Below are 26,029 nucleotides of genomic sequence, written 5' to 3' on the forward strand. Positions count from 1 at the left end.
CGACCGCCGTAGAGCCTCGCATTGGTCCATACCAATGGGCAAGGGGGTGGAGGGAAAAAGCGGGTGCGACCCCCCGGGGCGCGCCGTGCGCTCCGGGGGCCGCCGGGAGGCTCGTGGGGAGAGAGGGCGGCATTCCGCCCGTGGACCCGCCCGTGGAAGGGGGCCCGGTCGCCGCCGTCGGCCTACGCCTGCGAAATACTGGAAGAGCTGCGGAAACGGCCGCGACGGGAAGAAACTTTCAGCGGCGGAGGCCGCCGGTGTGACGGAGTCGCGTCACCGGGGAACGCGTGGGAGGCGCTGACGTGCACGGAAGCGGTACGGGAAGTGAGGGCGGGGTCGCCCGGCCGGTGCCCGACGGGACCGGAGCCGTTCCGCCGGTCCGTGGCGAGGACGAGGGCGCCCCGCCGGCTCCCGGGGGGAGCGGGGCCGTCCCGCCGGCTCCCGCCGAGGGCGGGTCCGTCCCCCCGGCCGGCGTGGACCGGGAGTTCCTCGCCCTCGAACGCGAGCTGGCGGTCTTCCTGCGCCGCGCCCGCGCCCAGTCCGGCGAGATGGCCCGCGAGGTCCACCCGGAGCTGGAGCCCGCCGCCTACGGCCTCTTCGTGCGCCTCGACGACGCCGGGTCCCAGCGGGCCACCGAACTCGCCGGGTACTTCGGCGTCGGCAAGGCGACCATGAGCCGCCAGCTCCGGGCCCTCGAAGACCTCGGGCTCGTCGCCCGCGACCCCGACCCCGCCGACGGGCGCGCCTCCCTCGTCCGCCTCACCGAGGAGGGCCGGAACCGCTTCCGCCGCGTCCGCGACGCCCGGCGCGAGCGCTACGTCCGCAAGCTCGCCGACTGGGACCGCGCGGAGGTCGCCGAGCTGGCCCGGCTCCTGAACCACTTCAACGTACGGGCGGAGGGCTGAGGCCCCGGCCTCCTCAAGAGCCCCGAGGGCCAGGGGCCCCGGGCGCCAAGGCAAGACCCGGGCACCAGGCAAGCCCAGGGCGCCACGGAAGCCCCGCCCCCAGGCCCCGGCGCCTACGGAAGCCCCGGCCCCCCGGGCCCCGGCGCCCGCAAAAGCCCCGCCCCCAGCTCCACGTGCGCCGCCGTCGCGTCGTCGTGCAGCTTCCGGCGCCGTACGCCCCCCGCTTCCGCGTCCGCGGCCTCCCGCGCCCGCACCCGGCGGAGCAGGCCGGACGCGCCCTCCGCGCGCAGGACGCCGAGGCAGTCCGCCCAGTCGCCCTCGCCGAACAGGTCCACCCAGCGGCTCGCCCCGTCCGTGAGCGCCGCCAGCGCCCGCACCTCCGCGCGCGGGGTCGTCCCGGTCACCGCGAGCTCCGCGACCGCCGGGTCGGCCGCCGCCGTGAAGAAGCCGCCCTCCCGGTTCCGCAGCCGGTCCGTCGCCGCCACGGACCGCAGCACCTCGGCCGGCACCCGGTCGAGCCGGTCGTCGAGGACCGCCCGCACCGTCCCGTCCGGCCCCTCCAGGAGGAGGACCGCGTCGGAGAGGACGAGGTGCTCGACCACCGCCCCGTTCCAACGGGCGAGGGCCACGGTTGCCTGAGGCGTCCGTGCGTGAGAAAGGTCACAGGTCGCCCGATGGGCGTCCGCGGTGCGCCGGATTGCCAGGGAGAGGATCCCGGACAAGGGGAGATCGGGCCGGGAAGCGGACAGTTCGGTCAAAGCCCCGCCGAGGCGGGCGGCGAACCACGGCACTCCGTGCACACAGCCGTCGTCACCGGCGGGTGGCGTGACACCGTCGAGGACGACCAGCGTCCCCCCGCCCTCCGCCGCGAACAGGGCGCTGGCCGCCCAGTCCTCGTTGGGGCGTTCGGGGCTGCCGGGGAGGGAGGCGACGTCGCTGCGCATGCGGCCCAGTGTGCCCGGCCCCGGGTCCGCCTCCACCGGACCCGCGAATGGCGGGAAAAGGCCTGTACCAACGCGCGGCGGCGGCGGAAGGGGCGGAACGGGCGCCGCCGCGGAGCTGCGGGCGGGCATCCTGCCAAAGCCCGCGCGGAAGATCCAACCGGGGCCCCTTCCGGGCCCCGGGACCCGGCTTGGGGAAGTTGTTCGCCAACTCGGGAGTGTTGTTCACTCGTTCGGGTGGCGGAGCGGCCGATGCCCGTCCCCTTCCCGGAAGCGCTGGAATGGTCGGAAGCCGTATCGGGGGTGGGGGCGCTCCATAGTGATCGGCCGTCACCTCTGCTTTGTGGCTGGACGAGTCAAGAATGCGAGCACCGGTGCAGATGAAGCGGCCTCGGAGCAAGAACGGCACGCGGAGCCAGGGCCCCGGTGTCCCACCGGCCCCGGCCGGCACCGCCGCGGCCCCCGCCGGAGGCACGCCCGCCCCTGCCCAGGTCCCGTCGTCCGCCCCGGCGCCGCAGCCCCCGGCACAGCCCGCCGCCCCCGCCGGCCGTGCCAAGCGCGTCCGCAACCGGCTCGTCGTCGGCGTCGCCCTCGTGGGCGTCACCGTCCTGGCCGCCGGCGCCCCCGGGATCCTCGCCACCTCCGCCGAGCTCACCGACTCCCAGCGCCTGGTCACCCTCGCCGAGCTCGACCGGCAGGCCGTCACCCTCGCGCACTCCCTGGCCGACGAGCGCGACGAGGTCGTCGCGTACATCGCCGCGGGCCGCGACGCCCAGAGCGGCGACGCCAAGAAGAAGCGCCAGGTCACCACCGTGCGCTCCACCCGCGTCGACCGGCAGATCGACGAGATCCGCCCCGCCGCCTCCACGGAGCTCCGCCGCGACCTCGCCGGCGTCCCCTCCGTCCGCCGCGCCGCCCTCACCGGCAAGGGCACGGCCCTGGAGGCCCACAAGGCGTACTCGGACGTCATCGACAAGCTCCAGGCCCTCGCCGACGAGCTGGCCGACCGGACCCCGGCCCGCGCGGCCGACGCCTCGCTCATCGGGGCCACCCGCGCCCCCGCCGCCCTCGGCCGCGCCGTCGAACAGGCCTCCGCCACCCGCGGACTGCTCCTCGGCGCGCTCTCCGTGCCGCAGCCCGAGCCCACCGGCGACTTCCGCTACGACGACACGACCGGCACCTACGTCCCCGAGGAGCCGAAGGGCGCCGCGGAGGCCGACCGGACCCGCGACCGCCTCGCCGCCGCCGCCCAGCAGGCCCGCGTCCGCGAGCTCGCCGCCCTCGGCGACTTCGACCAGGCCGCCGGCGCCGCCGCCCGCGACTCGCTCGCCGGCACCGTCACCGGGCCCGACGTCAAGAACGCCGAACGCTTTCTCGCCTCCCTCACCGACCAGCCCCGGCTGACCACCGCCGAGCGCAAGACCGACCCGGCCGCCCTGGAGGCCGCGCTCTCCGCCCGCATCGAGCAGATGCGCGGCGTCGAGTCCACCCTCGCCGCCCAGCGCGTCGAGCGCCTCTCCGCGCTCCGCGACGACGACGTCACCGCCCTCGAACTGCGCCTCGCCCTCCTCGGCGGCTGCTTCCTCTTCGCCGTCGGCGTCTCCACCTACGTCGCCCGCAGCCTCACCCGGCCGCTCGCCGTGCTCCGCATCGGGGCCGCCCGGCTCGCCGCCGCCCCCGACCCGGCCACCGAGGAGCCGGTCCGCTTCACCGGCCGCAACGACGAGTTCGCGCAGGCCGTCCGCTCCCTCAACACCCTGCACGGCAAGCTCGCCGGTCTCTCCGCGCGCACCGGGCACCTCACCGCCGAGCGGGCCGACCTGGCCGCCGACAAGGAGGCCCTCGCCGCCGAGCTGGCCACCCAGCGCGCCGAGCTCCAGGGGCAGGTCGCCCTCCTCACCGCCGAGCTCGAAAAGCTCCGCGGCACCGTCCGGCACACCTTCGTCAACCTCTCCCTGCGCAACCTCGGGCTCGTCGAGCGCCAGCTCGGCGTCATCGAGAAGCTGGAGGAGCGCGAGCAGGACCCCGACCGCCTCGGCACCCTCTTCAAGCTCGACCACATGGCGACCGTCATGCGCCGCCACAGCGAGAACCTCCTCGTCCTCGCCGGCCACGAGCACGTCCACGGCCACGCCGGGGCCGTCCCGCTCGTCGACGTGCTGCGCGCCGCCGTCAGCGAGATCGAGCGGTACGAGCGGGTCACCATCCAGTCCCTCCCGCCGCACGCCCAGATCGCCGGCTTCGCCGCGGACGACCTGAGCCACCTGGTCGCGGAACTCCTGGAGAACGCCACCTCCTTCTCGCCGCCCGACGCCGAGGTCCAGCTCTCCGGCTGGCTCCTGGAGACCGGCGAGGTGATGCTCTCCGTCCAGGACTCCGGCATCGGCATGACCCCCGCCCGCTCCGCCGAGCTGAACGCCCGCCTGGCCGAGGCCGACCCGGACGCCTTCGAGGGCGAGGGCCTCGGCATGCGGGTCGTCGCCCTGCTCGCCGCCCGCCACGGCGTCCGCGTCGAGCTGCGCGAGCAGCAGCCGGGCGGCACGGCGGCCGTCGTGGTCCTGCCGCTGCCCCTGCTGCCCACCACCCCGCCGGCCTCCGTCACGGAGCCCGTACGGGTCGCGGGCGCGGGCGCGGCCCCCGTGATCCAGCTCCCCGGCTCGGTCGCGGAGGCCAACTCCAACACCCTGCCGTCCCGCACCCGCGACCCCCTGGTGGAGGCGGCGGAACGCGCGTTCGCGCGGGAGGAGCCCCACGAGCCCGAGCCGGCGGCCGTCTCCGAGTCGCCGGCCGTCTCCGAGGAGCCGTACGCGCCCGAGTCGGAAGCCTTCTCCGGGGAGCCGTACGCGCCCGAGCCGCCGGTCGTCTCCGGGGAGCCGTACGTCCCGGAACCTCGCCGGACGGTGGAGGAGCCGTACGCGCCCGAACCGGAGCCCGCGCCCTCGGAGTCGTACGAGAGTGAAGGCTCCCACGCCCCGGAGTCCGTCTCCGAGACCACGCTCCAGGTCCGGCTGCCCGCCCCGCCGCGGGAGCCGGACGTCCACGAGCGGGCCGCCGACGGGGACACCGGCGCCCGGGCCGTCACCGAGGCCGTCCAGCCCGCCGCCCCCGAACCGGCCGTCGACCAGCCGCCGGTTCCCGGGCCGCGCCCCGGGCAGTGGGGGCGGGTCACCGACAAGGGCCTGCCCAAGCGCACCCCCCAGGTGGTGCGCCAGGCCGGCCCCGCCGCCGCCCCCCGCCAGGGCGGCGTGGACGCCGAGGCCCTGCGCCGCAGGCTCGGCGGCTTCCACCGGGGCGCCGAGGCCGGGCGCCGGGACGTGGAGACGGAGATGAGCACGCCGGGCACGGAGACGGCGGGCGCGGGCGCACCGGGAACGGGCACGCCCGGATCGGGCGCGGCGGGGATAGGGAACGCAAGGACTGCACGTACAGGGGAGAAGACGGGGGACACAGTCGAGGAGGCACGCAGTTGACCGCGACGGGAACGTTCGGACTGAGTACGGAAGCCCGCAACCTGCAATGGCTGCTGGGAAACCTGGTCGAGGAGGTGCCGGGGGTCCGCTCGGTGGCCGTCGTGTCCTCGGACGGCCTGATGCTGCTGTCCTCGGACCCTGAGCCCCCGCAGGACGCCGCGCCCGCCGAGGAGGCCGCCGCCCCCCGGGGCCCGCGCGGCTCCAGCGCCGACCTGGCCACCATCGTCTCCGGCATCGGCAGCCTCACCATCGGCGCCGCGCGCCTGATGGACGGCGGCGGGGTCAAACAGACCATGGTGGCGATGGACGAGGGCAGCGTCTTCGTCATGTCGATCAGCGACGGCTCGCTGCTCGGCGTGCACGCCACGCCCGACTGCGACATGAGCGTCGTGGCGTACCACATGGCGCTCTTCGTGGGCCGCGCCGGCCACGTCCTCACCCCCGAGGTCCGCAGCGAGCTGCGCAAGTCCCTGGAGGGCCCCCGGTGACGGCCATGTCCTCGGCGGCCCCGGTCCCGCACGCGTTCAAGCTGCCGGTACGGGGAGAGGGCCGCCGCCCCGCGCGCGTGCGCCCGTACTCGCTGACCGGCGGCCGGACCCGCTTCGGCCACGTCCTGCTCGTCGAGACCTTCGTGGCGGCGCTCGAAGCGCCCGCCGCGCGCAAGGTCCTGACGGACGGCGGGACCGGCGCCCGCGGCCTGATGCCGGAGATGCGGGCCATCGTCGAGATCTGCCGCCGGATGCGGACGGTGGCCGAGATCTCGGCGCTTCTGAAGATGCCGTTGGGGGTCGTCCGGGTGCTCCTCAGCGACCTGGCCGACCAGGGAAAGATCCGTGTGTACGGGACCGGTCACGGCACCGGCCAGCCCGACCGCGCGCTCCTCGAAAGGGTGCTGAGTGGACTCCGTCGTCTCTGACGCCACCGCCGTCTCCGTCTCCGGAGACGCCTCCGGAACCGTCTCCGCGGCCGCTTCCGAAGCGGTCTCCGAAGCGGTCTCCGACACACCGGTGGCCGTCGGCATCCCCGCACAGCCCCGCCCCGGCGCGTCCGAACCGTCCGAACCGTCCGGCCCGGACACCGAGGACGGCGCGCAGGACTGGCAGCTCGACCACAGCAAGGCCCCCACGGCGACGAAGATCGTCGTCGCGGGCGGCTTCGGCGTCGGCAAGACCACCTTCGTCCGCGCGGTCTCGGAGATCACCCCGCTCCAGACCGAGGCCCTGATGACCCGGGCGAGCGAGGACACCGACGACCTCACCGCCACGCCGGACAAGCTCACCACCACCGTGGCGATGGACTTCGGCCGGATCACGCTCGACAACGACCTGGTGCTCTACGTCTTCGGCACGCCGGGCCAGCAGCGCTTCTGGTTCATGTGGGACGACCTGGTGCGCGGCGCGATCGGGGCGATCGTGCTCGCCGACACCCGGCGCCTCACCGACTGCTTCCCGGCCCTCGACTACTTCGAGAGCTGCGGACTCCCGTACATCGTGGCGGTCAACCACTTCGAGGGCAGCGAGCTGTTCGAGACGGAGGACGTGCGGGAGGCGCTGACCGTGCCGGCGCACGTCCCCGTGGTGATCATGGACGCGCGCAAGCGCTACAGCGTCGTGGAGACCCTGCTCGCCATGGTCGCGCACGCCCTGGACGCCACCCCCGAATAGCCCCGCCCCCGTCACGCCACGCCACGCCAGGAGCACCACCCATGCGGAAGATACTCATAGTCGGAGCCGGGCAGTCCGGCCTCCAGCTCGCCCTCGGACTGCAGTCGCGGGGGTACGAGGTCACCCTCATGTCGAACCGGACGGCGGACGAGATCCGCGCCGGCCGGGTCATGTCCACCCAGTGCATGTTCGACACCGCCCTCCAGCACGAGCGGGACCTCGGGCTCAACTTCTGGGAGTCCCAGGCCCCCCGCATCGAGGGCCTCGGCGTCTCGGTGGCCGGCCCCGACTCCTCCCGCCCGATCGACTGGGTGGGCAGGCTGGACGGGTACGCGCAGTCCGTCGACCAGCGGGTGAAGATGGCCGGCTGGATGGAGACCTTCGCCCAGCGCGGCGGCCAGCTCGTCATCCACGGCGCGGCGGTCGGGGACCTCGACTACTTCTCCCGCAACTACGACCTGGTGCTCGTCGCGGCCGGCAAGGGCGAGCTGGTCTCCATGTTCGAACGGGACGCCTCGCGCTCCCCGTACGACGCGCCGCAGCGGGCGCTGGCCGTCGCGTACGTCCACGGCCTCGGCCCGCGCCCCGAGCACCCCGACTTCGACGCGGTCCGCTGCAACGTCGTCCCCGGCGTCGGCGAGCTGTTCGTCATGCCGACCCTCACCACCGGCGGCCGCGCCGACATCCTCTTCTGGGAGGGGATCCCCGGCGGCCCGCTCGACGTCTTCAAGGGCGTCAAGGACCCCTCCGAGCACCTGGCGCTGACGCTGGAGCTGATGGAGCGGTTCACGCCGTGGGAGTACGCGCGGGCCACCAAGGTCGAACTGACCGACGCGGGCGGCACCCTCGCCGGCCGCTACGCCCCGACCGTCCGCAACCCGGTCGGCCGCCTCCCCGGCGGCGGCCTGGTCCTCGGCGTCGCGGACGTCGTCGTCGCCAACGACCCGATCACGGGCCAGGGCTCCAACTCGGCCTCCAAGTGCGCGGCGGCCTACCTCTCCTCGATCGTCGAACACGGCGAGGCGCCCTTCGACGAGGACTGGATGCGCGCCACCTTCGACCGCCACTGGCAGACGGCCCGACACGTCACCAAGTGGACGAACGCGATGCTCGCCCCGCCGCCGGAGCACGTCCTGAACCTCCTCGGCGCCGCCGGCCGGCTCCAGCCCGCCGCCGACCGCTTCGCCAACGGCTTCAACGACCCGTCCGACTTCGAGAACTTCTTCTACGAACCGGAGAAGACGGGCGCGTACCTGGCGTCGCTGACCCAGAACTGACAAGAACGGGCCGCCGCCACGACCGTCGAAAACCGGTCGTGGCGGCGGCCCGTTCCGTTCGATCATGCGGGCATGTCTCTCTCGAACACCCTCGCCCGCGTGGACGCGGACCTCGCCGCCGGGCGGGTGCCCGTGGCGCGGCAGCGGCTGCGTGGACTCGTCTCGTCCTTCCCGTGCGACCTGCCCCTGCGCCGCCGGCTCGCCGAGGTGTACCGGCTGTACGGGGACGCGGCGGAGGCCGGGCGGTGGATGTACCTCGAAGAGGACCGGCGGGAGGACGAGACGGTCGCGTTCGAGGAGCGGTACGGGTCTCCCGCGCGGCGGATGAAGGCCCTCGCCTGGCGCGGGCCCGAGGCGCTCGCCGCCACCGCGTTCGCCCAGGGGCGGCTGGCGGCGGTGCGGGCCGCCCGCGCCGGGGAGCTGGGGCGGCCGGTCGACTGGGACGATCCCGCCTCGTACGAGGAGCGGGCGTACGGACACCCCCCGCCGGAGACCGGTGGCTGGACGTTCAAGGGCGTGCTGATGGGCGGCGGGTGCGCGGTGGGGGTCCTGCTGCACCTGGCGATCTGGGTGGTCGGGGTCGTCACGATCCTGGAGTGAGCGACCGGCCGTGCGTTCGGTCGTCACGATCCCGGACCGGGCGTTTGGCCGTGCGTTGGGTCGTCACGATCCCGGACCGGGCGTCCGGCCGTGCGTTCAGGTGTGGTCGAAGCCCTCGTCCTCGCCCGCCCTCGCGCCCTCCGGCAGGTCCGGTGGAGTGTACGAGGCCAGGGCCGTTCCGTCCGGGTCCGGGCGTACCGCTCCGAGCAGCGGATTCGCCGCGACCGGGGAGACCTTCACCTTCGCGCCGGGGCGCGGGGCCTGGACCACCAGCCCCTCGCCCAGGTAGACCGCCACGTGCGTCGCGCCCGGGAAGTAGACCACCAGGTCACCGGGCCGCAGCTCCGTGAGGGGGACCCGGGGCAGCGTCCTCCACTGTTCCTGGCTGGTCCGGGGGATCCTCCGGCCCGCCGCCGCCCACGCCCGCTGCGTCAGCCCCGAGCAGTCGTACGCCTCCGGGCCCTCTGCCCCCCACTCGTACGGCTTGCCGATCTGCCCCACCGCGAACCTCAGGGCCTCCCCGCCCGCCCGGGACGGGGTGCGCGGGCCGTCCAGGACCCCGGAGCCCAGCAGTTCGCGCTGGGCGCCCGCGGTCTGCGTCCGCTCCAGTTGCGTGAGCCGGGTGAGCTGGGTCGGGGAGAGGCCGGCGAGGAGTCTCTCCACCTCCCGCAGCTTCTTCCGGACCTCGTCGCGCCGCGTGCGCTGCTCGGCGGCGAGCCGCCGCTGCCGGTCCAGGGCCTTGCGGGAGGTGCTCGTGAGTGCGTCCGCCCGCCGGGCCGCCCCTTCGAGCCGGGCGACGGCGCCCGCCCGGTCCCGCCCCGCCCGGGCCGCCAGCCGCTCCCGGTCCATGGCCGCCCGCGCGTCCGGGGCGAAGAGCACGTCCAGGTACGAGGAGAGCTCCGACCTCCCCTGGTACTGCTCCCGGGCGATCCGTCCGGCCTCGGCGCGCTCCCGGTCGAGGGCCGCCCGCGCGCCGGTGAGCCCGGCCGCGAGCCTCTGCGTGTCGGCGGTCTGGAGCTTCAGCGCCTCCTCGGCGGCGTTGTGGCGCTCGGTGGCCTCCTCGGCCTGCCGGTAGAGCGTGCGCAGGCGCGTGAGCAGGCCGGCCACGGAGGTTCCGCCGGGGGGCGCGAGGGCGGCGGCGTCGTCGGGTTCCGTGCCCTCCGGATCGGTGGGGGCGGTCGGTACGGGAGCCTCGGGGGCCTTCGGGTCCACCGGGCCCACCGGTTCCAGCTCCGGGTCCGGCCGGGCGACCGGGGCCCGGGCCGGAGGCTCCGTGGGCGGGTCCGCCGGGTCGGCGCCCGCCGGGACCGCCCCCGTGAGCGCCGTCAGCGCGGCGAGCGCTCCCGTGCAGACCGTGCGCAGCAGCCTTCGTGACACGTCACCACCTCCACGGGGATGATGACGGTTCACTTCATCTGATTACCGTATGAACAGGGGCGCGTCCGGCGCCCTCACCCGGTCGGACCAGAGCCCCCGGAGCCCCCGCCCGGCTTCGACCACGGCCACTTCAGCTCGCGCCGCTCCCGGCCCCCGGGGGCGTACGCGTACACCCAGCCGCGCTGGAGCCCGAGCCGCTTCGTGTAGCCGGCGGGCTCGCGCCGGTAGGCGTACACCGTCGGCGGGTTCCCGTCGTGCGCCGGGACCGGGACCTCGTACCACTTCGGCGGGTGGCCGGTCGGGCCGACCAGGATCGGCAGGACCCGGCCGTCCAGGGGCCCGCCGCGGAAGGGGGTGTTCTCGCTTCTCACCCCTCCAGTCTCTCCCGCCGCGCCCGGGACGGGTCACCGTCCGTCCCCGCGACGGGCTCGCCGTCCCCGCCCACGGCTCACAGCAGGTGGGCGGCCTCGTTCACCACCGGGATCACCCGGCGGGCCAGGTCCGCCACCGGCCCCTCGGCCTTCTCCTGGGCGAGCAGCCGCCGGACGACCGCCATCGTCTCCTCGTCGCCCGCCGCCGTCGCGGTCAGCAGGGCGACCAGGTGGTCCACCATCCAGTCGCGCAGCTCCGCCGCCGGGGGCTGCTTCTCCTCGCCCAGCCAGATCAGCGAGGCGGCCTCCACGGCGGCGATCCACGTCCGGACCAGCATCCCGAGCCGGAGGCCCGGCCGCTCCACCCCGAGGTGGAGGAGGATCTGCTCGGCGCCGGCCCGCCGCACCTCGTCCACGATCGCGGTGGTCTGCGGGGTCTCGACGACGCTGCCGCCGCGCAGCAGCGCGCTGAACCCGGCGTCGTACTCGTCGACGAAGGCCAGGTAGCGGTCGAGCACCCGGCCGAGCCGCTCCGTGGGCGGTCCGGCGAGCGGCTCGGCGAAGCAGTGGTTCAGGGCGTCGGCGGAGGAGCGCAGGGCGGCCTCGTACAGCTGCTGCTTGCCGCCGGGGAAGTACCGGTAGACGAGGGGCCGCGAGACGCCGGCCGCCTCGGCGACGTCGTCGAGCGAGACGTCCTCGGGCGTCCGGTGGGCGAAGAGCCCCAGGGCCGCTTCGAGGAGCTGGCCGCGCCGCTCCTCGACGCTGAGCCTGCGGTAGGCGGGCGTGGGGGGACTCGTCATGCTCCGCAGCGTAACCGCGCGCCTTCCCGGCGGGGAGCGCGGTCCGGTTCCCGGGGTCGGCGTGACCGGTGGGACCCGCACGGCCGGCGGGGCTCGCACGACCGGCAGGACCCGTAGGGCCCGTAGGGCGGGCAGGGCCCGTAGGGCCGGTAGCACCCGCAGGGCCTGCGGCACCCCCTCACGCCAGCAGCCCCGACGACCTCCACAGCCGCCGTCCCGGCCCCCGCAGCAGTCCCACGTCGTCGAGGAAGTCCGTCAGCCGCTTGGCGCCCGCCTGCATGACCTCCCGCCGGTGCCCGCTCGCCCGCACCTGGGCGACGGCCTCGCGCCGGTCCAGGCCCACCGCCTCGTACACTCCCGGGTTGACGAAGCAGACCGAGAAGACCCGGGCCGCCTCGCCGCAGCTCAGCCGGGTGAACTCGCGCTCCCAGCGCGGGGCGGTCACCATCTGGCGGCGCAGCTCCTCGCGGGCGTACCGCACGTGGCGGGCCTCCTCGATCACGTGGATCCGCGTCACCCCGCGCACGAGGGGCTGCACCCGCTCGTCCGGGAACGTCAGGCGCTGCATCCAGTCCAGGATCTCCTCGCCGAGCAGCGTGGCGGCGAAGGAGCCCGGGGTGGTGGAGACGCTCTTCAGGACCCTCGCGAGGTTGTGGTGGACCCTCGGCACCGGGTACTCGGGCGTCCCGCCGCGCCGGATCAGCCGGGCGAACATCATCGAGTGCCGGCACTCGTCGGCGATCTCGGTCAGCGCGTACCGCACGTGTTGGCTGGTCAGCGGTTTGTCGTAGACGTGCCGGACGAGCAGCTGCATGAGGATGATCTCGAACCAGATCCCGAGCGAGGCCAGCGAGGCCGCCTCGTGGCGCGAGAGGTCGAGCCGCTGCTCCTCGGACATCCGGCGCCACAGCGGGGTGCCGTAGAGGGAGACCAGCTCGGGCGGCCAGAACCACCTGCCCTCCTCGAAGGGCGCGTCCCAGTCCAGCTCGGTGTCGGGGTCGTAGGAGTGCTTGCGCGACGACTCCAGGAGGCGTTCGGCGACCTGCTCGCGGTCGCGCAGCGGTCCCAGCGCGTCCCGGAAGCGGGTGAAGTCGGGCTCGGTGAAGGGGGTCATGGCGGGGACACCTCGCGCTGCTCGCCGTCGCGTTGCCGTGGGTCACCCGTTATTGGACTGCTCGTCAGCAGAGTCGTCAATCCTTCGCGCGCCTTCTCGTAGGAGTTATTGACGGGCCGTCAACAGCGTGTGAGCCTGCTGGGGCCGTACCGGCGCCGCCCGGAAGAAGGAGTCGTCCATGTCGACGCACGACCTCTACACGAACGCCCCCGGCGAAGCCGTCTGGGGCGTGCCGGCCGCCGGCGCCGCCCGCTTCTCCTGGGACTACGACGACGGCCGCGACCGGCTCCTCGCCCTCTACCGGAAGGGCAAGGACAAGCAGTGGGACGGCGCCACCCGCATCGACTGGGACCTGGAGGTCGACCCGTACGACCCGCTCGGCACCCCGGACGAGGCCCTGGACCTCCACGGCACCCGCCACTGGGCCAAGCTGACCGAGAAGGACCGGGGCGAGCTGCGCCGCCACTACTCCTCCTGGCAGTTCAGCCAGTTCCTCCACGGCGAACAGGGCGCCATGATCTGCGCCGCCCGGATCGTCGAGTCCGTCCCCGACCTCGACGCCAAGTTCTACTCGGCCACCCAGACCATGGACGAGGCCCGGCACGCCGAGATCTACGGCCGCTTCCTCCACGAGAAGGTCGGGATGCTCTACCCGATCGACGACAACCTCAAGGGCCTCCTCGACGACACCCTGCGCGACTCCCGCTGGGACATGCCCTACCTCGGCATGCAGGTCCTCATCGAGGGCCTCGCCCTCGCCGCCTTCGGCATGATCCGCGACACCACCGACAAGCCGCTGCCGAAGCAGATCCTCGCGTACGTGATGCAGGACGAGGCCCGGCACGTGGCCTTCGGCCGGATGGCCCTGCGCGACCACTACCGGCAGCTCTCGGACGCCGAGCTCCGCGAGCGCGAGGAGTTCGTCATCGAGGGCTGCCACCTGATGCGCGACCGGCTGCGCGCCACCGACGTCCTGGTGAACTTCGGCGTCGCGCGCAGGGAGGCCGAGGAGCTGACCGAGCGCAGCGAGTTCCTCCGGCTCTTCCGCAAGCTGCTCTTCAGCCGGATCGTCCCCTGCGTCAAGGACATCGGCCTGTGGGGCCCGCGCCTCCAGAAGGCCTACCTGGACATGGGCGTCTTCGACCTCGGCGACTCCAACCTGGACCTGCTGATGGCCCAGGACGAGGAGGTCGCGGAACGCCTCGACGCGGAGCGCTTCGCGGCGGAGGAGCGGGACCGGGCGGCGGAGGTGACGGCGGCGATCGAGGCGGGGAGCGGCGAGGCGGGCGCGGAGTGACCGTGGGACGGGGCGACCGTGGTACGGAGGCTCCTGCGCGGAGGCCCCCGCGCGGAGGCCCCGCCCTACCTCCTCCCCTCCGCCTCCAGCCGCAGCGCCTCCTCCATCACCGCCTTCGCGACCGGCGCCGCGCTGCCGCCCCCGCTGATGTCCGTACGGGAGGCCTCCGCGTCCTCGACGACCACCGCCACCGCCACCGCCGGCCGGGCCGAGTCCTCGCCCTGCGCCCAGGCGATGAACCAGGCGTAGGGGGTGCCGGTGTTGCCGAAGCCGTGCTGGGCGGTGCCGGTCTTGCCGCCGACCCGGGCCCCCGGGATCGCCGCGTTCGCCCCCGTCCCGTCCTCCACGGCCCGCACCATCAGCTCCTGGAGCCGGAGCGCCGTCGAGGGGTTCATCGCCTGCCGGTAGGCGCGGCGCGCGGTCCGCTCCACGGTCGCGCCGCCGGAGGTCGTCGTGCGGTCGACGAGGTGCGGACGGGCGATCTCGCCGTTGTTGGCGACCGCCGCCGCCACCATCGCCATCTGCAACGGGGTCGCCGTCGTGTCGAACTGCCCGATCGACGACAGCGCGAGCTGGTCCGGGCCCATCTCCCGGTCGAAGTTGGACTTCGCCACCCAGGACGGCACCCGGAGCGCCGTGTCATTGAAGCCGAACCGCTCCACCGCGTCGACCATCCCCGTCAGACCCACCTCCACCCCGAGCCCGGCCATCACCGTGTTGCACGACCACTGGAGGGCGTACGCGAGGGAGGCGTCGCCGCAGCCCTTCGCCTCGTTCGGCAGCACCTGCCGGGTGCCCGGCAGCACGAACGGCTCCGGGGTGTCCGTCGGCGCGTCCACGTCCCGCACCGCGCCCGCGTCCAGGGCCGCCGCTGCCGTCACGATCTTGAACGTGGAGCCCGGCGGGTACGTCTGCCGCAGCGCCCGGTTCAGCATCGGCCGGTCCGGCGCGGAGCCCAGCCGCTTCCAGGCCTCCTCCACCCCCGGGCCCGTCCCGGAGAGCACCCCCGGGTCGTACGAGGGCGAGCTGACGAGCGCCAGGATCCGGCCGGTGGCCGGTTCGACCGCCACCACCGCGCCCCGCTTCCCGTCGAGCCCCCGGAAGGCGGTCTCCTGCATCGGCGCCCGGATCGTGGTGACCACGTCGCCGCCGGGCTCCCGGCCCCGGGTGAGGCCGTTCAGGAGCGGCAGCGGGGCCAGCATCGGCTCCGTGCCCGCCAGGACGGCGTCCTCGGCGTTCTCGACGAGCGTCGTGCCGTACGTCTGGGAGGCGTGACCGGTCAGCGGCGCGTACAACGGCCCCTGGCGGTAGGTCCGTTCCCAGCGGAGCTGCTGCCGGCTGTCGCGGGAGCCCGTCACCGGCTTCCCGTCGACGACGATCGCGCCGCGCGGCTGCTCGTACCGGCTGATCGCGATCCGCCGGTTGGCCGGGTTGTCGTCGAGCGACCCGGCCTCGACGACCATGACGCGGCCCGCGTTCACGAGCAGCGCGGCCAGGAGGAGGAGACAGAGCGCGGCGGCGCGCCGGATGTACCGGATCACCGGGGGGCTCCGGGGGCGGTTCGGAGCGCGTGCGCCGGTACCCGCCCGGTCACGCGGCGCCCTCCTTGACCCGCGCGAGTTCCCCGGTGTCGGCCGACTCCGGTCGCGGCGCGCGTGCCGAGTCGCTGACCCGGACGAGGAGGGCGACGATCACCCAGTTGGTCACCACCGAGGAACCTCCCTGCGCCAGGAACGGCATCGCCATGCCGGTCAGCGGGATGAGCCCCATCACCCCGCCCGCGATCACGAAGACCTGGAGCGCCACGATCGAGGCGAGCCCGATCGCGAGGAGCCGCCCGAAGGGGTCGCGCAGCAGGAGCCCGGCACGGTAGCCGCGGCCGACGAACAGCGCGTACAGCAGGAAGAGCGCGGTCAGGCCGACGAGCCCCAGCTCCTCGCCGGCCGTCGCCAGGATGAAGTCGGACTTGGCGGCGAAGCCGATGAGCACGGAGTGGCCGAGGCCGAGCCCCGTGCCGAGCATCCCGCCGGCCGCGAAGGCGAACAGGGACTGGGCGAGCTGCCCCGGCCCCTCGCCCGCCCGGATCGAGGCGAAGGGGTCGAGCCAGTCCTGCACCCGGCTGTGGACGTGCGGTTCGAGCGAGCCGACCAGGAAGGCGCCGGCGGAGGCGAGCACCAGGCCGACCGCGATCCAGCCGGTCCGGCCGGTCGCCACGTACAGCATGATCACGAAGAGGCCGAAGAAGAGCAGCGAGGTGCCGAGGTCCCGCTCCAGGACGAGGACGCCGACGCTCAGCAGCCAGATCGCCACGACGGGCCCGAGGACCCGCCCCGGGGGGAACTGGAACTTCCAGATCCGGCGGCCGGTGTACGCGAGCGCGTGGAGATTGGCGGAGAGGTACGCGGCGAAGAAGACCGCGAGCAGGATCTTGGCGAACTCGCCCGGCTGGAAGGAGAGCCCGCCGATCCGGATCCAGATCCTGGCGCCGTTCACGGCGGGGAAGAAGACCGGCAGGAGCATCAGGGCGAGGGCGGCGGCGACGGAGACGTACGCGTACCCCTGGAGGGTGCGGTGGTCGCGCAGCAGCAGCACCACCAGGATGAAGAGCGTCACCCCGAGGGCCGACCAGACCAGCTGGGTCGTCGCCGCCCGGTCGTACGGCGTCTCCAGGTCGAGCCGGTGGATCAGGGTCAGGCCGAGGCCGTTGAGCAGGACCGCGATCGGCAGCAGCAGCGGATCGGCGTACGGGGCGCCGAAGCGGACCGCGAGGTGGGCGACGAGCGCGAGCAGGCCGAGCCCGGCCCCGTAGCGGGCCGCGTCCGGCGGCACGGCGCCGGCGCGGGCGAGACCGACCGCGGCGTAGCCGTAGACGGAGATGAGGACGGCGCAGACGAGGAGGGAGAGTTCCACGCCGCGGCGCTTCGGGACGGGGACCCCGGGCGGGGGCGCGTCCGTTCGCGGTGCGGTCATGGCCGCAACGTAGCAAGCGGCATGCGCTATGTCCCTTTTGCGGGACGGTGTGCCGCCGTGCTCCTGCCGCGGCCCTCCGTGCGGCCTCGGGTGTCCCCGGCGGCCTCGGGCCCGAGGGCATCGGGCGTCCTCAGGCGTTCCCCTCCGGCGGGGGATCGTCCAGGCGTACGTACTCGGGGAGCCGCAGCCGGGCCTCGGCGCCCCCGCCGGGCGCCTCGGCGAAGACCAGTTCGGCGCCGATCACCTCGGCCTGCCCCACCGCGATGGTCAGCCCCAGGCCGTGCCCCTTGCCCCCGCTCTCGGTGCGGAAGCGCTGCGGCCCGGACTCCAGCAGATACGCGGGATACCCCGGCCCGTGGTCCCGCACGGAGACCACGGGCCCGTCCACCGTGACCACCACCGGGGGCGCGCCGTGCCGGTGGGCGTTGGACACCAGGTTGCCGAGGACCCGCTCCAGGCGCCGCCGGTCCGTCTCCACGTCGGCGTCCCGGAGGACCCGCACCTCCGTCTCCGTGCCCGAGGCGCGGACCACCCGTTCGGCCAGCGGACCGAGTTCGTGCACGGCCAGGTCCACGGTCTCGTTGCGGGCGTCGAGCCGCGAGATCTCCAGGAGGTCCTCGGTGAGCCCGCGCATCGCCCGCACCCGGTCCCGTACGAGCTCCGAGGGGCGCCCCTCGGGCAGCAGTTCGGCCGCGGCGGTGAGACCGGTCAGCGGGGTGCGCAGCTCGTGCGCCACGTCGGCGGTGAACCGCTGCTCGCTCTGGAGCTTCCGCTGGAGGGAGGAGGCCATGGTGTCGAGCGCGCCGGAGACGGTCGCCACCTCGTCCTGGGGCCGGGAGGGGTCCTTCGTCCTCGGGTCGTCCACGCGCGCGTCGAGGTCGCCGGCGCTGATCCGGCGGGCCACCCGGGCGGTGAGGTGCAGCCGGCGCGTGACCCGGGTGACGGCGAAGACGCCCACGAGCAGGGTCGCGCCGATCGCCAGGGCGGAGGAGCCGAGCAGCGAACGCCCGAGCGCGTCGATCGTCCCGGCGCTCTGGGTGTAGTCGAGGCGCACGGCGAGGGCCCGGCCGTCGGCGGGGCCCGCCGCCCACATCGCGGGCCGGCCCCCGCGGTCGGCCACCACCGTGCCGCGCTCGCCGCGCAGGGCGAGCACCCGCAGGGGCGCGGGGAGGTCCGGCGGGTCGACGCCCGCGAACCGGGGGAGCGGCTCGCCCGCCTCGTAGAGGTCGGTGACCTCGCCGAGCCGGACCAGCGCCTTCTGCCGGGCGTCGTCCACGGTCTGCCGGGTCACGGACACGTGGACGAGGGCGCCGAGCAGCGCGGCGAGGGCGCAGCACATCACCGCGATGAACACGGCGGCCTTCCAGGTGAGGGTCGCGGTCCAGGCGGGCCGCCGGAGCGCCTTCACGGACTCTCCTCCGGAGGGGGTACGGGGGTGGGGGCGGGGGCCGTTCCGGAGGGACCGGGGTCGGGGCGGGAGGCGGTCCCGGCCTCGGAACCGGACCCGGAACCGACCCCGACCTCGGGCCCCGGCCCGGGACCCCGCCCGGCCGGGGACCTGCCGCCGGAAGGGCCCGTCCGGACGATCTCGTCCCGGGTGGGCAGCATGCTGCCCTGCCGCTCGTCCCAGGCCCAGGCGGTGCGGTACTCGTACCCGGGGATGCCGGCCGACCCGACCCGCATGATCAGGTCGCGGCCGGCCAGCTCCACGCTGATGACCTGGTCGACGGTGGACATGATCCGGGTGAGACCGCCCTCCTCGGCGCGGTAGACCCGTACGGCGACCTGCTGCTCGGGCATCCGGATCCCGACGATCAGCTCGTCCCGGCCGTCGCCGGTGAGGTCGCGGTAGTACGGCCGCATGACCGGGCAGGAGGCCGGCTCGCTCACGCACGCCCCGATCGCCCGGGCGGTCTCCTCGTACAGCCCGTCCGCGCCGCTGCGCGCGTCGGGACGGGCGCGCACCTCGGCCCGGACGACCTCCACCGCGTCGACGGAGCGCACGTCGCCGCCGGCGACCCGGATCCCGGGAACGCGCTGGATGTCGGACTCGCCGTAGTCGATCGGCGGGTTCGTGGCGGGCGGCAGATCGGGCCAGAGCCGTACGGGCCCCACGGCGGGGCGCGTGGGCCCGGCGCTCTCCAGCCCGCCCGTACCGGCGCTTCCGCAGCCGGCGAGCGCGGAGACGCACAGCGCGCACAGGACGCCGAGGGCGACGTGCACTCCGCGCGCTGCCACGTGGCCACCTGCTCCCCGGTCGGTCTACGGGCTGTCCTGCTCCCCGTAGACCTTATGCGGACCGAAGTCCTTTTTGTCTTCCGCCCGGGCTTCCACCTCGATCGTTCCGCCCGGGTACGCGCTCCGCCAGGCAAGTATGTCCCCGCCCAGTACGCCCCCGCTCAGTACACCCCCCGCTCCATCCGCGCGAGCGCGGCCCGGCACAGGGTGAGGAGCTTCTCGTCGAGGTGGAGGTCGTGCGTGCCCGAGGCGCCCTCGCGGGCGTTGTGCCGGCGTCTGCGGGTCAGCTCGGTGAGGACGGCCGGCTGGGCGGCCGAGGCGGCGGGGCCCATCTCCGCCAGGCACTCCGCGATGTCCACGCGCGCGTGCCGGTGCTCCTCCCAGGCGGCGAGCAGCACCGGAAGGGCCTCCTCCGTCTCCCCGGTCACCCGCCACAGGGCACCGGCGGCGCGGACCCGCACCCAGGGGTCCCGCGAGACGAGGGCGGGCCGCAGGGCGGGGGCCGCCGCGACCGCCGCCGGACCGATCTCGCCCAGGACCCGCGCGGCGGCGCACCGGTCCGCGCCCGGCAGGTCCGGCCGCAGCCACCGCTCCAGGACCGGCAGCACCGCCGCCACACCCTCCTCGGCCGCCCACAGGGCGCGCGCCGCCGCCGTGGAGACGGCGGCCGACTCGTCGGCCAGGAGCCCCCGCAGCTCCGGTACGGCCTCCCGGGCGGCGGGCCCGAAGGCCGCGAGGGTGCGCAGGGCGGCCTCCCGCACCCGGTCGCGCCGGTTCGCGGGCGCGCCGCGCAGCACCCGCAGCACCTCGGGGAGGGCCTGGGCGCCCCGCACGGCGGCCAGGGCGTGGAGCAGCGGGGCCGCCCGGTCGTACAGCCGCTCGTCCAGCTCGACCCGTGCGAGCTCGCGCCGGAGCGCGGGGGCGAGCATCGCCGCGGAGGGCCCGAGGCCGTCCGTGGCGTACAGCAGCTCCCGCCGCACCTCGCCCTCCTCCAGGGCGCGGGCGATCAGCGGCACCGCGCGGACGTCCCCGGCGCGGGCGAGGGCGATCAGCGCCCCGTCCCGCCCGGACCGCCCGACGGCGCCGTACCCGCCGGCCGGCCCCGGGGGCGCCGAGGCCAGGCGCGCCGCGAGCGCGTCGGCGGCGGGCGCGCCCAGCTCGAAGAGCCGCTCCAGGAAGGAGGTGGCCGCCTCCCGGAGCCGGGGCTCGGGGTCGTGGAGCTGGTCGCCGACGAGCCGGACGACCTCCTCGTACCGCCCGCGCCAGACCCGTATCAGCCCTCCGCACAGCCAGATCGCGTCCGAGCGCTGCCCCCAGTCGGGGCTGCGGAGCTGGGCGAGGACCAGCGCGATCCGGTCGTCGACGCGGTCGTCGAGCGCGGCGTGCAGCGTCCGCAGCAGCTCCTCGGTCCAGGGGGCGGGCCGCCCGGCCGCGTGCTCCTCCAGGAGCTCCCGCACCTGCCCGATGAGCGTCGGGGCGGCGCCCCGGAGCGTGTCGGACCCGGCGCCGGGGACGGACGCGGTCCTGATCTCCTCCAGCAGCTCCGTCACCCACGGCACGACGTCCTCGGGGATCTCGCACGGCGCGCAGCGCGCCCGCTGGGCGAGGGCCGCGAGCCGGAGCCCCGGGTCCTGGGCGGCACGGGCGAGCCAGCCGAGCCAGTCGACGGTCTCGGCGCGCAGGGAAGCGTGCCGCAGGGCGAGCTGCCCGACGGCGGCCACCAGCGCGAGCCGCACCTCGGTGTCCCGCTCGACGGTGAGCCGCTCCCGCAGCAGGGTCAGCACCCGGGCGGGCTCGGGGTGCAGCGAGGCGAGCGCGCACGGCGCGGCGAGCCGCACCTCGGGGTCGGGGTCCGGGACGAGGCCGAGGAAGACGTCGGCCCCGGCGGCGATGGCGGCGGCGGCCATGGCGTAGTTGGCGGCGGGGATGAACTCCCCGTCGTCGCCCGGGTGTTCGCCCATCTCCTCCTCGTCGTCCAGCTCGATCCCCCCGATGCTGGTGAGGAGTTCGACGATGCAGCCGCGGTCCTGGACGCCGGGGTCGGCGACGAGTTCGAGGAGGAAGGGGATGCAGGCGAGCGTCGAGTCGTAGACGTCGCCCTGGTGGTGCACCGCCCCGTACATGCCGTCGAGGGCGGTCTCCCGCTCGGCGGGATCGGCGGAGGCGAGTCCGCGGAGCAGCTCCGGCACGTCGTCCGCGGGGCCGTACGCATGCCCCAGCGAGGCCCAGTCGACCTCCTCGATCCCCGTCAGCATGTGCCAGGCCGCCTTCCCCGTGAGCGCTGTACCAGGCAGCAAGTGTGCACCACAGGAGGGACAACAAGGCCGTACCGCCGATACCCACCCCGCGGGAGGTCCGCCTTCCGTTCTCTTTGCGCCATGTACGCTGCGGAGCAAGGCAGTTGCCCTGCGTACCCGCCCTTGCAGACCCGCTCCCGCCCGCCCGCGCGCCGCTTCCTCCCCACCGCCCCGACCGGACCACTCGTCACCCGCGCGACCGGTCGGTGTCCGCGCCCCGCGTCACGCCTCCGTACGCTCCGGCGCGAAGAGCGGTGCCGGGAACTCCCCGTACCGCTCCATACGTGGCGTGATGTCGTCCATGAGGAGAACGGGCTCTTGGCAGGGGCCGGTGAGCGGGGTCGGGCGGAGGGGGAACGGGGCGCGGGCGGACCGGCCGCCAGGTGCCGAAGAGGCGGGGCCGCCCGGCCGAGTACCGCCGTTGGAGGGGCGGTTCACTTGACTTCCCCACCACCGGGCGGTCGATGATCGGTCCATGACTGCCGCATCCTTCGATCCCAGGGCGCTGCTCGCCGAGAGCCGGCTCGGGATCCTCGCGACCATCAAGGCGGACGGACGTCCGCAGCTCTCCCCCGTCCAGCCGTCCTACGACGAGTCGGCGGGCGTCGTCCGCGTGTCGACCACCGCCGGAACCGCCAAGGCGGCGAACCTGCGACGGGACCCCCGGGCCGCGCTCGAGGTCACCGGCCCCGACGGCATGTCCTGGGCCACCGCCGAGGGGACCGTCACGCTCACCGGGCCGGGCACCGACCCGCACGGACCGGAGGTCGAGGCCCTGGTCGACTACTACCGGGCCGCCGCCGGCGAGCACCCGGACTGGGACGAGTACCGGGCGGTGATGGTCTCCGACCGCCGGGTCCTCATCACCCTGACCGTCGAGCACGTGTACGGGGCCGACATCCACTGACGGGCCACGACGGCGGTGGGCCGGGCCCGCCGAACCCTTCCAGCCCGCCGATCGCGCGCCCCCGACCGAACGATTCCGGGGCCCCGCCGGAAGACCGGCCCGTCCGCGCTCAGCCGGTACGGGCCGACAGCAGGCCCCGGACCAGCCCGGCCACCTCGTCGGCGTGGTCGTTGAGGAAGAAGTGGCCGCCCTCGAAGACGTGCGTCCGGAAGGCACCCGAGGTGTGCTCGCCCCAGGCCCCGACCTCCTCGACGGTCGCCTCGGTGTCCCGGTCGCCGGTCAGGGCGACGACGGGGCAGGCCAGCGGCCGGCCCGGGGTGTCCTCGTACGAGGCGAGGGCGCGGTAGTCCCCGCGCAGCGCGGGCAGGATCAGCTCCAGCAGGTCGGGCTCGTCGAACACGGCGGCGTCCGTCCCTCCCAACCGCCTGACGCGCGCGACGAGTTCGTCGTCACCGAGCGGAACGTACCGGTCCCGCCACCGGGCGGCGGCGGGCGCGCGCCGCCCCGACACGACGAGCAGGTCCGGCCCGCCGCCGTGCACCAGGGCGAGCCGCACGGCGACCTCGTACGCCAGCGAGGCCCCCATGCTGTGCCCGAGCAGCGCCCGGGGACGCCCGCCCGACGGCCCCAGCGCCTTCGCGATCAGATCGGCGAGCCGGTGGAGGTCCTCCACGGGCGCCTCGCGCAGCCGGTCGAGGCGCCCCGGGTACTGCACGGCCGACACGTCGACGGCGGGGGAGAGCGCCAGGGCGAGGGGCCGCCAGTAGGAGGCGGAACCACCGGCGTGGGGAAAGCACACCAACTCCCACCCCGCCCCGCTCCCGCCCGCGGCCCCCACCCCGGGAAACCGCCGCAGCCAGGCATCACGCGACCGCCCCATACAGACCCCACCTCACCCGACTCCGAGCGTCCCGGCCACCGGGCCGCTGCCAGGCATCGTAGAAGCACCGGCCGATCGCTCACGACCACCGTCGGGAACGAGGGCCGACCGAAGGCCCCGAAGGCCCCGAAGGAGCGGCACGACCGGACGCCGGAGACCGCTGCCGCAGGTGAAACCCTGCGCGACCCGGCACGGGGTACTCGCCAGGACTGCCGATCACGGGCAATGTCCCGGCGTCCGTCGTCGTGCCAGAGTGAGGCGGCGGGGCGGCGCGCGGGTGTGCCGCCCCGAGACCGGAACGAGAACGAGGGGGAGCCATGGCCAAGCCCGTGCACGCGCAGGTGGGCGAGAAGAAGATCCACTGCCTGATCTGCGAGGGCGACACCTTCCGGGAGCGCGAGGTGAAGCTGAACAGCACCGGGATGGAGTTCTTCAACCTGGCCTGGGCGAACGAGTCGGCCACCGGGCTGATCTGTTGGTCGTGCGGCTACGTCCACCTGTTCGCCAACGGCAACCTGAGCCTCTACCGGGCCTCCGCGTAAGCCGCCTCGGCGTCCGAGAGCCCCGAAGACGATGCGGCGAAAGGACCGGCCCCGTCCGTGAGGAGGCCGGCTCCGGGCGCCCGGCGGAGACCGGTCGGAGGACGACCGGCAGGGAAGGCGTTCCGACGGAACCGCTCGTGTACGTCCCCGCCGACGACTCGTGCTTCGACGTGCTCGTCATCGAACTCGAACGGAAGGCCGGGGCGTTGGCCGTGAAACATGACGGACCACCGACGTCGAGGCCCGCCGCATTTCCGGGACACCCCCGAAACACCACGCCCCGATCGGTACCCGCGCCCCACCAAGGGGCTCCCGCCCCAGCGGTCGTACGCTCGCCGGCACATACAACAAGACCCCGCGTTCAGCGTTTCCGCTGATCACGGGGTCTGTGTGGCACTTCTGCGAAGTGCCCCCGGCAGGATTCGAACCTGCGCACACGGCTCCGGAGGCCCTGTGTGTCTCGGGAGTTCTGCCAGGTCAGAGAGCTATCTCGGATGTGATCACGCGGCCCCGTCCACGTATAGGCCGTGCGCCTGGATCCCGGCGTCGAAACTCTGGTGGGATCTGGCCCGAGAGCGCCCCGAGCCAGGCCCTTACTGAACGATGTTGTTTCGGTGCCAGGCGAAGTAAGGGGCCCGGTGTTGGCTGTACCCGCCGACGGGGTTGCCGTTGAGCTGGTCGGCGGCTTCCTTAAGGGCGGGGTGCTCGCCGGCCTTGCCGCTCACAGCTACGTGGCCGGTCTCGGTGACATGGATGTAGCCGTGCTCGAAGAGTTCGTCGCAGCCCAGGAGGCAGGCAGGCATGATGTTCGCCATCTGGAGGCGCTCTTCGCGGGTGGCCTGGCTACGGCGCTTGATGTGAGCGGCCCGGATGAAGCGGACCGGGAGGTGGCGTCCGCACAGGGCGCAGGTGAAGGTCTCGGCGCCGTTGAGCATCTTCTTGCGAAGCTTGCTCTGCTCACGGCGGACCAGGACTTCGGCGAGTGCGCTGTCGGCACCGGTATGTGTCACAGCGCCCGGTTCATTGGAGGTTTGGGGCTGCTGCTCGTCTGCGGTTGACAACTCGGTGACGAACTGGGCGAGAGCGGCGGTGCCGGGGTAGACGAGCGCTGAGCCCTGCTTGTTGGCGGAAAGCCGGAGCGCTTCGGCGGCCTGGTCGCCCAGGGTCTGTCCAGTGACGTTGGTTTCGTCGGCAAGGAGGTCGATACCGACTCGCTCGGGGTAGGTGTCGTCAGGCCAGACTGGTGTGGTGTCCTCGAAGTAGGGCCGGGTGATCTGGGTGACGATGACGCGCTTGAGAGCAGCGTTGGCCCATCCGCCGGCGGGGACGCGGGCCTGTGGGCCAATGTGTGCGAGGACGAGGTAGTCGCCTACTTCAAGGCTCTGGACGTCAGAGCGGCCGGTTGCACGGTCAAGGGTGGGGCTCTTCCAGCCCCACAGTCCGCGGTTGAGGCCGATCTCAAGGTTCGCCTTCGAGGGCGCGGGGACGTAGATATACGCGGTCTTCGGCATGCTGCTCCTGCACTCGGCCTCCCGGCTGGGAGGGTTCAGTGGCGGTTGGCTCTTCTGGTCCGATTTCCGACTCGCGCCGGCGGAGAGGAAGTTCCTTCCGTGGCCCCTTAGTTGGGGCGGAGGGGATCATACCCCGGTACGTTGGCGACGGCAGGATGCGGCTCGGCGTGCTGTCGCACAGATCGCACATCTCCTGTCGGGGGCTACGGCCCCCACGTCTCACCAGCCATCGTGTACCACCGCTCTAGGAGAGCGAGAGGGTGATCCTCGCCTTGACCTGCACGGCTGCGGCGCTATCCGCTTCGCCATGCAGGCCCTCTAAATGCCCCTCGTTCCCCGTGAGTCCCCACGCGACCTGGTACGGATGTGGCACGAGGACTTCTTCGTCCCGAAGCAACTTAGGCAGCGGGCTGTATAGAGGCTAGAGCCCCGATGACTTGGAGAGATTGAACGTAGGCGTTCGCTGTTGTTCGGGAACGTACGCCACGGTTGTCACGCAGTTAGACACTCAGCGGGTGCGGTCACTCAGAAGCAGCGTTGTCAGTCGCTGCCCTCGCGCGGCGCTGGATGTGTCGGCGACGAAGACGCCGTACTGAGAGGCCGGCCAGGCTGACCAGCACGCCGCTCAAGAGGTTGACAGACAGATCACGGATCAACGGCCACATGAAGACGTGGATGCGCTAAAGGGCCGGACCGCGCATCGCGCTCCTTGGTCTCGATGATGTTAGTGGGTTAGGTCTATAGCGCTGGCTCAACCCCGGCCCGAAGCAGAGAGCAGCGGAAACGGCGCATAGCCGTTCACGTCAGGCCCTGAGCTCTGGTGCACGGGGAGACGAAGTGGGCGCACGGATCCTAGGGAGGGTTGCCT

22 protein-coding genes are annotated in these 26,029 nt (G+C 74.0%); 10 read left to right on the top strand and 12 right to left on the bottom strand.

Going from position 1 to position 26,029, the window contains the following annotated elements; all coding sequences use genetic code 11:
* Positions 1-473: 473 nt before the first annotated feature.
* The gene (locus AB0398_RS02950; protein WP_366371861.1) at positions 474-905 is read left to right on the top strand and encodes a MarR family transcriptional regulator; all 432 of its coding nucleotides are present in this window, start codon (positions 474-476) and stop codon (positions 903-905) included.
* A gap of 113 nt (positions 906-1,018) precedes the next feature.
* On the opposite strand, the gene AB0398_RS02955 is transcribed toward AB0398_RS02950, so the two are convergent.
* A complete protein-coding gene (locus AB0398_RS02955) occupies positions 1,019-1,849 on the bottom strand; it encodes a hypothetical protein (protein ID WP_366371863.1) in 831 nt (276 codons plus the stop codon).
* Between the two features lie 359 nt (positions 1,850-2,208).
* Here AB0398_RS02955 and AB0398_RS02960 point away from each other — a divergent pair, with 359 nt between their 5' ends.
* The 6 genes from AB0398_RS02960 (at position 2,209) to AB0398_RS02985 (ending at position 8,857) form a co-directional block, all read left to right on the top strand.
* Positions 2,209-5,316, top strand: a complete 3,108-nt coding sequence (locus tag AB0398_RS02960) for a nitrate- and nitrite sensing domain-containing protein (RefSeq protein WP_366371865.1) — start codon at positions 2,209-2,211, stop codon at positions 5,314-5,316.
* A complete protein-coding gene (locus tag AB0398_RS02965; protein ID WP_366371867.1) occupies positions 5,313-5,804 on the top strand; it encodes a roadblock/LC7 domain-containing protein in 492 nt (163 codons plus the stop codon). Before AB0398_RS02960 ends, AB0398_RS02965 begins: the two co-directional genes overlap by 4 nt.
* A 5-nt stretch (positions 5,805-5,809) precedes the next feature.
* Complete coding sequence (locus AB0398_RS02970; protein ID WP_366372343.1) at positions 5,810-6,232, top strand: DUF742 domain-containing protein; 423 nt, start codon at positions 5,810-5,812, stop codon at positions 6,230-6,232.
* Positions 6,213-6,980 carry an ATP/GTP-binding protein gene (locus tag AB0398_RS02975; protein ID WP_366371869.1) on the top strand — a complete coding sequence of 256 codons (768 nt, stop codon included), beginning with the start codon at positions 6,213-6,215 and terminating at the stop codon, positions 6,978-6,980. The genes AB0398_RS02970 and AB0398_RS02975 overlap by 20 nt, the downstream gene beginning before the upstream one ends.
* A 41-nt stretch (positions 6,981-7,021) precedes the next feature.
* Positions 7,022-8,257, top strand: coding sequence for a styrene monooxygenase/indole monooxygenase family protein (locus AB0398_RS02980; RefSeq protein WP_366371871.1), 1,236 nt, complete (start codon positions 7,022-7,024; stop codon positions 8,255-8,257).
* A 72-nt stretch (positions 8,258-8,329) separates the two neighbouring features.
* A complete protein-coding gene (locus tag AB0398_RS02985; RefSeq protein WP_366371873.1) occupies positions 8,330-8,857 on the top strand; it encodes a DUF6584 family protein in 528 nt (175 codons plus the stop codon).
* A 96-nt stretch (positions 8,858-8,953) separates the two neighbouring features.
* Here AB0398_RS02985 and AB0398_RS02990 read toward each other — a convergent pair whose 3' ends face one another.
* The 4 genes from AB0398_RS02990 to AB0398_RS03005 form a co-directional block, all read right to left on the bottom strand.
* Positions 8,954-10,234: an NlpC/P60 family protein gene (locus AB0398_RS02990; RefSeq protein ID WP_366371875.1), complete on the bottom strand. Its 1,281-nt coding sequence runs from the start codon at positions 10,232-10,234 to the stop codon at positions 8,954-8,956.
* Positions 10,235-10,308: 74 nt separating this feature from the next.
* Positions 10,309-10,605: a hypothetical protein gene (locus tag AB0398_RS02995; protein WP_366371877.1), complete on the bottom strand. Its 297-nt coding sequence runs from the start codon at positions 10,603-10,605 to the stop codon at positions 10,309-10,311.
* 77 nt (positions 10,606-10,682) lie between these two features.
* Positions 10,683-11,405: a TetR/AcrR family transcriptional regulator gene (locus tag AB0398_RS03000; protein WP_366371879.1), complete on the bottom strand. Its 723-nt coding sequence runs from the start codon at positions 11,403-11,405 to the stop codon at positions 10,683-10,685.
* Positions 11,406-11,583: 178 nt separating this feature from the next.
* The gene (locus AB0398_RS03005) at positions 11,584-12,519 is read right to left on the bottom strand and encodes a diiron oxygenase (protein ID WP_366371881.1); all 936 of its coding nucleotides are present in this window, start codon (positions 12,517-12,519) and stop codon (positions 11,584-11,586) included.
* Between the two features lie 178 nt (positions 12,520-12,697).
* Between AB0398_RS03005 and AB0398_RS03010 the strand changes: the two genes are divergently transcribed.
* Complete coding sequence (locus AB0398_RS03010; protein WP_366371883.1) at positions 12,698-13,816, top strand: ferritin-like domain-containing protein; 1,119 nt, start codon at positions 12,698-12,700, stop codon at positions 13,814-13,816.
* A 65-nt stretch (positions 13,817-13,881) separates the two neighbouring features.
* Here AB0398_RS03010 and AB0398_RS03015 read toward each other — a convergent pair whose 3' ends face one another.
* The 5 genes from AB0398_RS03015 to AB0398_RS03035 form a co-directional block, all read right to left on the bottom strand.
* Positions 13,882-15,357, bottom strand: a complete 1,476-nt coding sequence (locus AB0398_RS03015; RefSeq protein ID WP_366371884.1) for a penicillin-binding transpeptidase domain-containing protein — start codon at positions 15,355-15,357, stop codon at positions 13,882-13,884.
* Positions 15,358-15,406: 49 nt separating this feature from the next.
* On the bottom strand, positions 15,407-16,786 hold the full coding sequence (locus AB0398_RS03020) for an FtsW/RodA/SpoVE family cell cycle protein (protein ID WP_366371886.1): 1,380 nt from the start codon (positions 16,784-16,786) through the stop codon (positions 15,407-15,409).
* A 130-nt stretch (positions 16,787-16,916) separates the two neighbouring features.
* Positions 16,917-18,194, bottom strand: coding sequence for a HAMP domain-containing sensor histidine kinase (locus tag AB0398_RS03025; protein WP_366371888.1), 1,278 nt, complete (start codon positions 18,192-18,194; stop codon positions 16,917-16,919).
* Entirely contained in the window at positions 18,191-19,024 is an 834-nt protein-coding gene (locus AB0398_RS03030) for a hypothetical protein (RefSeq protein WP_366371890.1), read from the bottom strand. Before AB0398_RS03030 ends, AB0398_RS03025 begins: the two co-directional genes overlap by 4 nt.
* Positions 19,025-19,185: 161 nt before the next feature.
* Positions 19,186-21,279 carry a HEAT repeat domain-containing protein gene (locus AB0398_RS03035; protein WP_366371892.1) on the bottom strand — a complete coding sequence of 698 codons (2,094 nt, stop codon included), beginning with the start codon at positions 21,277-21,279 and terminating at the stop codon, positions 19,186-19,188.
* Between the two features lie 517 nt (positions 21,280-21,796).
* Between AB0398_RS03035 and AB0398_RS03040 the strand changes: the two genes are divergently transcribed.
* Positions 21,797-22,228, top strand: a complete 432-nt coding sequence (locus tag AB0398_RS03040; RefSeq protein ID WP_366371894.1) for a PPOX class F420-dependent oxidoreductase — start codon at positions 21,797-21,799, stop codon at positions 22,226-22,228.
* Positions 22,229-22,337: 109 nt separating this feature from the next.
* Here the strand turns inward: AB0398_RS03040 and AB0398_RS03045 are convergent, their stop codons facing one another.
* Positions 22,338-23,027, bottom strand: a complete 690-nt coding sequence (locus tag AB0398_RS03045; protein WP_366371896.1) for an alpha/beta fold hydrolase — start codon at positions 23,025-23,027, stop codon at positions 22,338-22,340.
* Between the two features lie 398 nt (positions 23,028-23,425).
* On the opposite strand from AB0398_RS03045, the gene AB0398_RS03050 reads away from it, so the two are divergent.
* Positions 23,426-23,650, top strand: coding sequence for a hypothetical protein (locus AB0398_RS03050; RefSeq protein WP_366371898.1), 225 nt, complete (start codon positions 23,426-23,428; stop codon positions 23,648-23,650).
* Between the two features lie 593 nt (positions 23,651-24,243).
* Here the strand turns inward: AB0398_RS03050 and AB0398_RS03055 are convergent.
* Complete coding sequence (locus tag AB0398_RS03055; RefSeq protein ID WP_366371900.1) at positions 24,244-25,161, bottom strand: hypothetical protein; 918 nt, start codon at positions 25,159-25,161, stop codon at positions 24,244-24,246.
* Between the last annotated feature and the right edge of the window lie 868 nt (positions 25,162-26,029).

This window comes from Streptomyces sp. NPDC086147 (assembly GCF_040702165.1).
GTDB lineage: Bacteria > Actinomycetota > Actinomycetes > Streptomycetales > Streptomycetaceae > Streptomyces.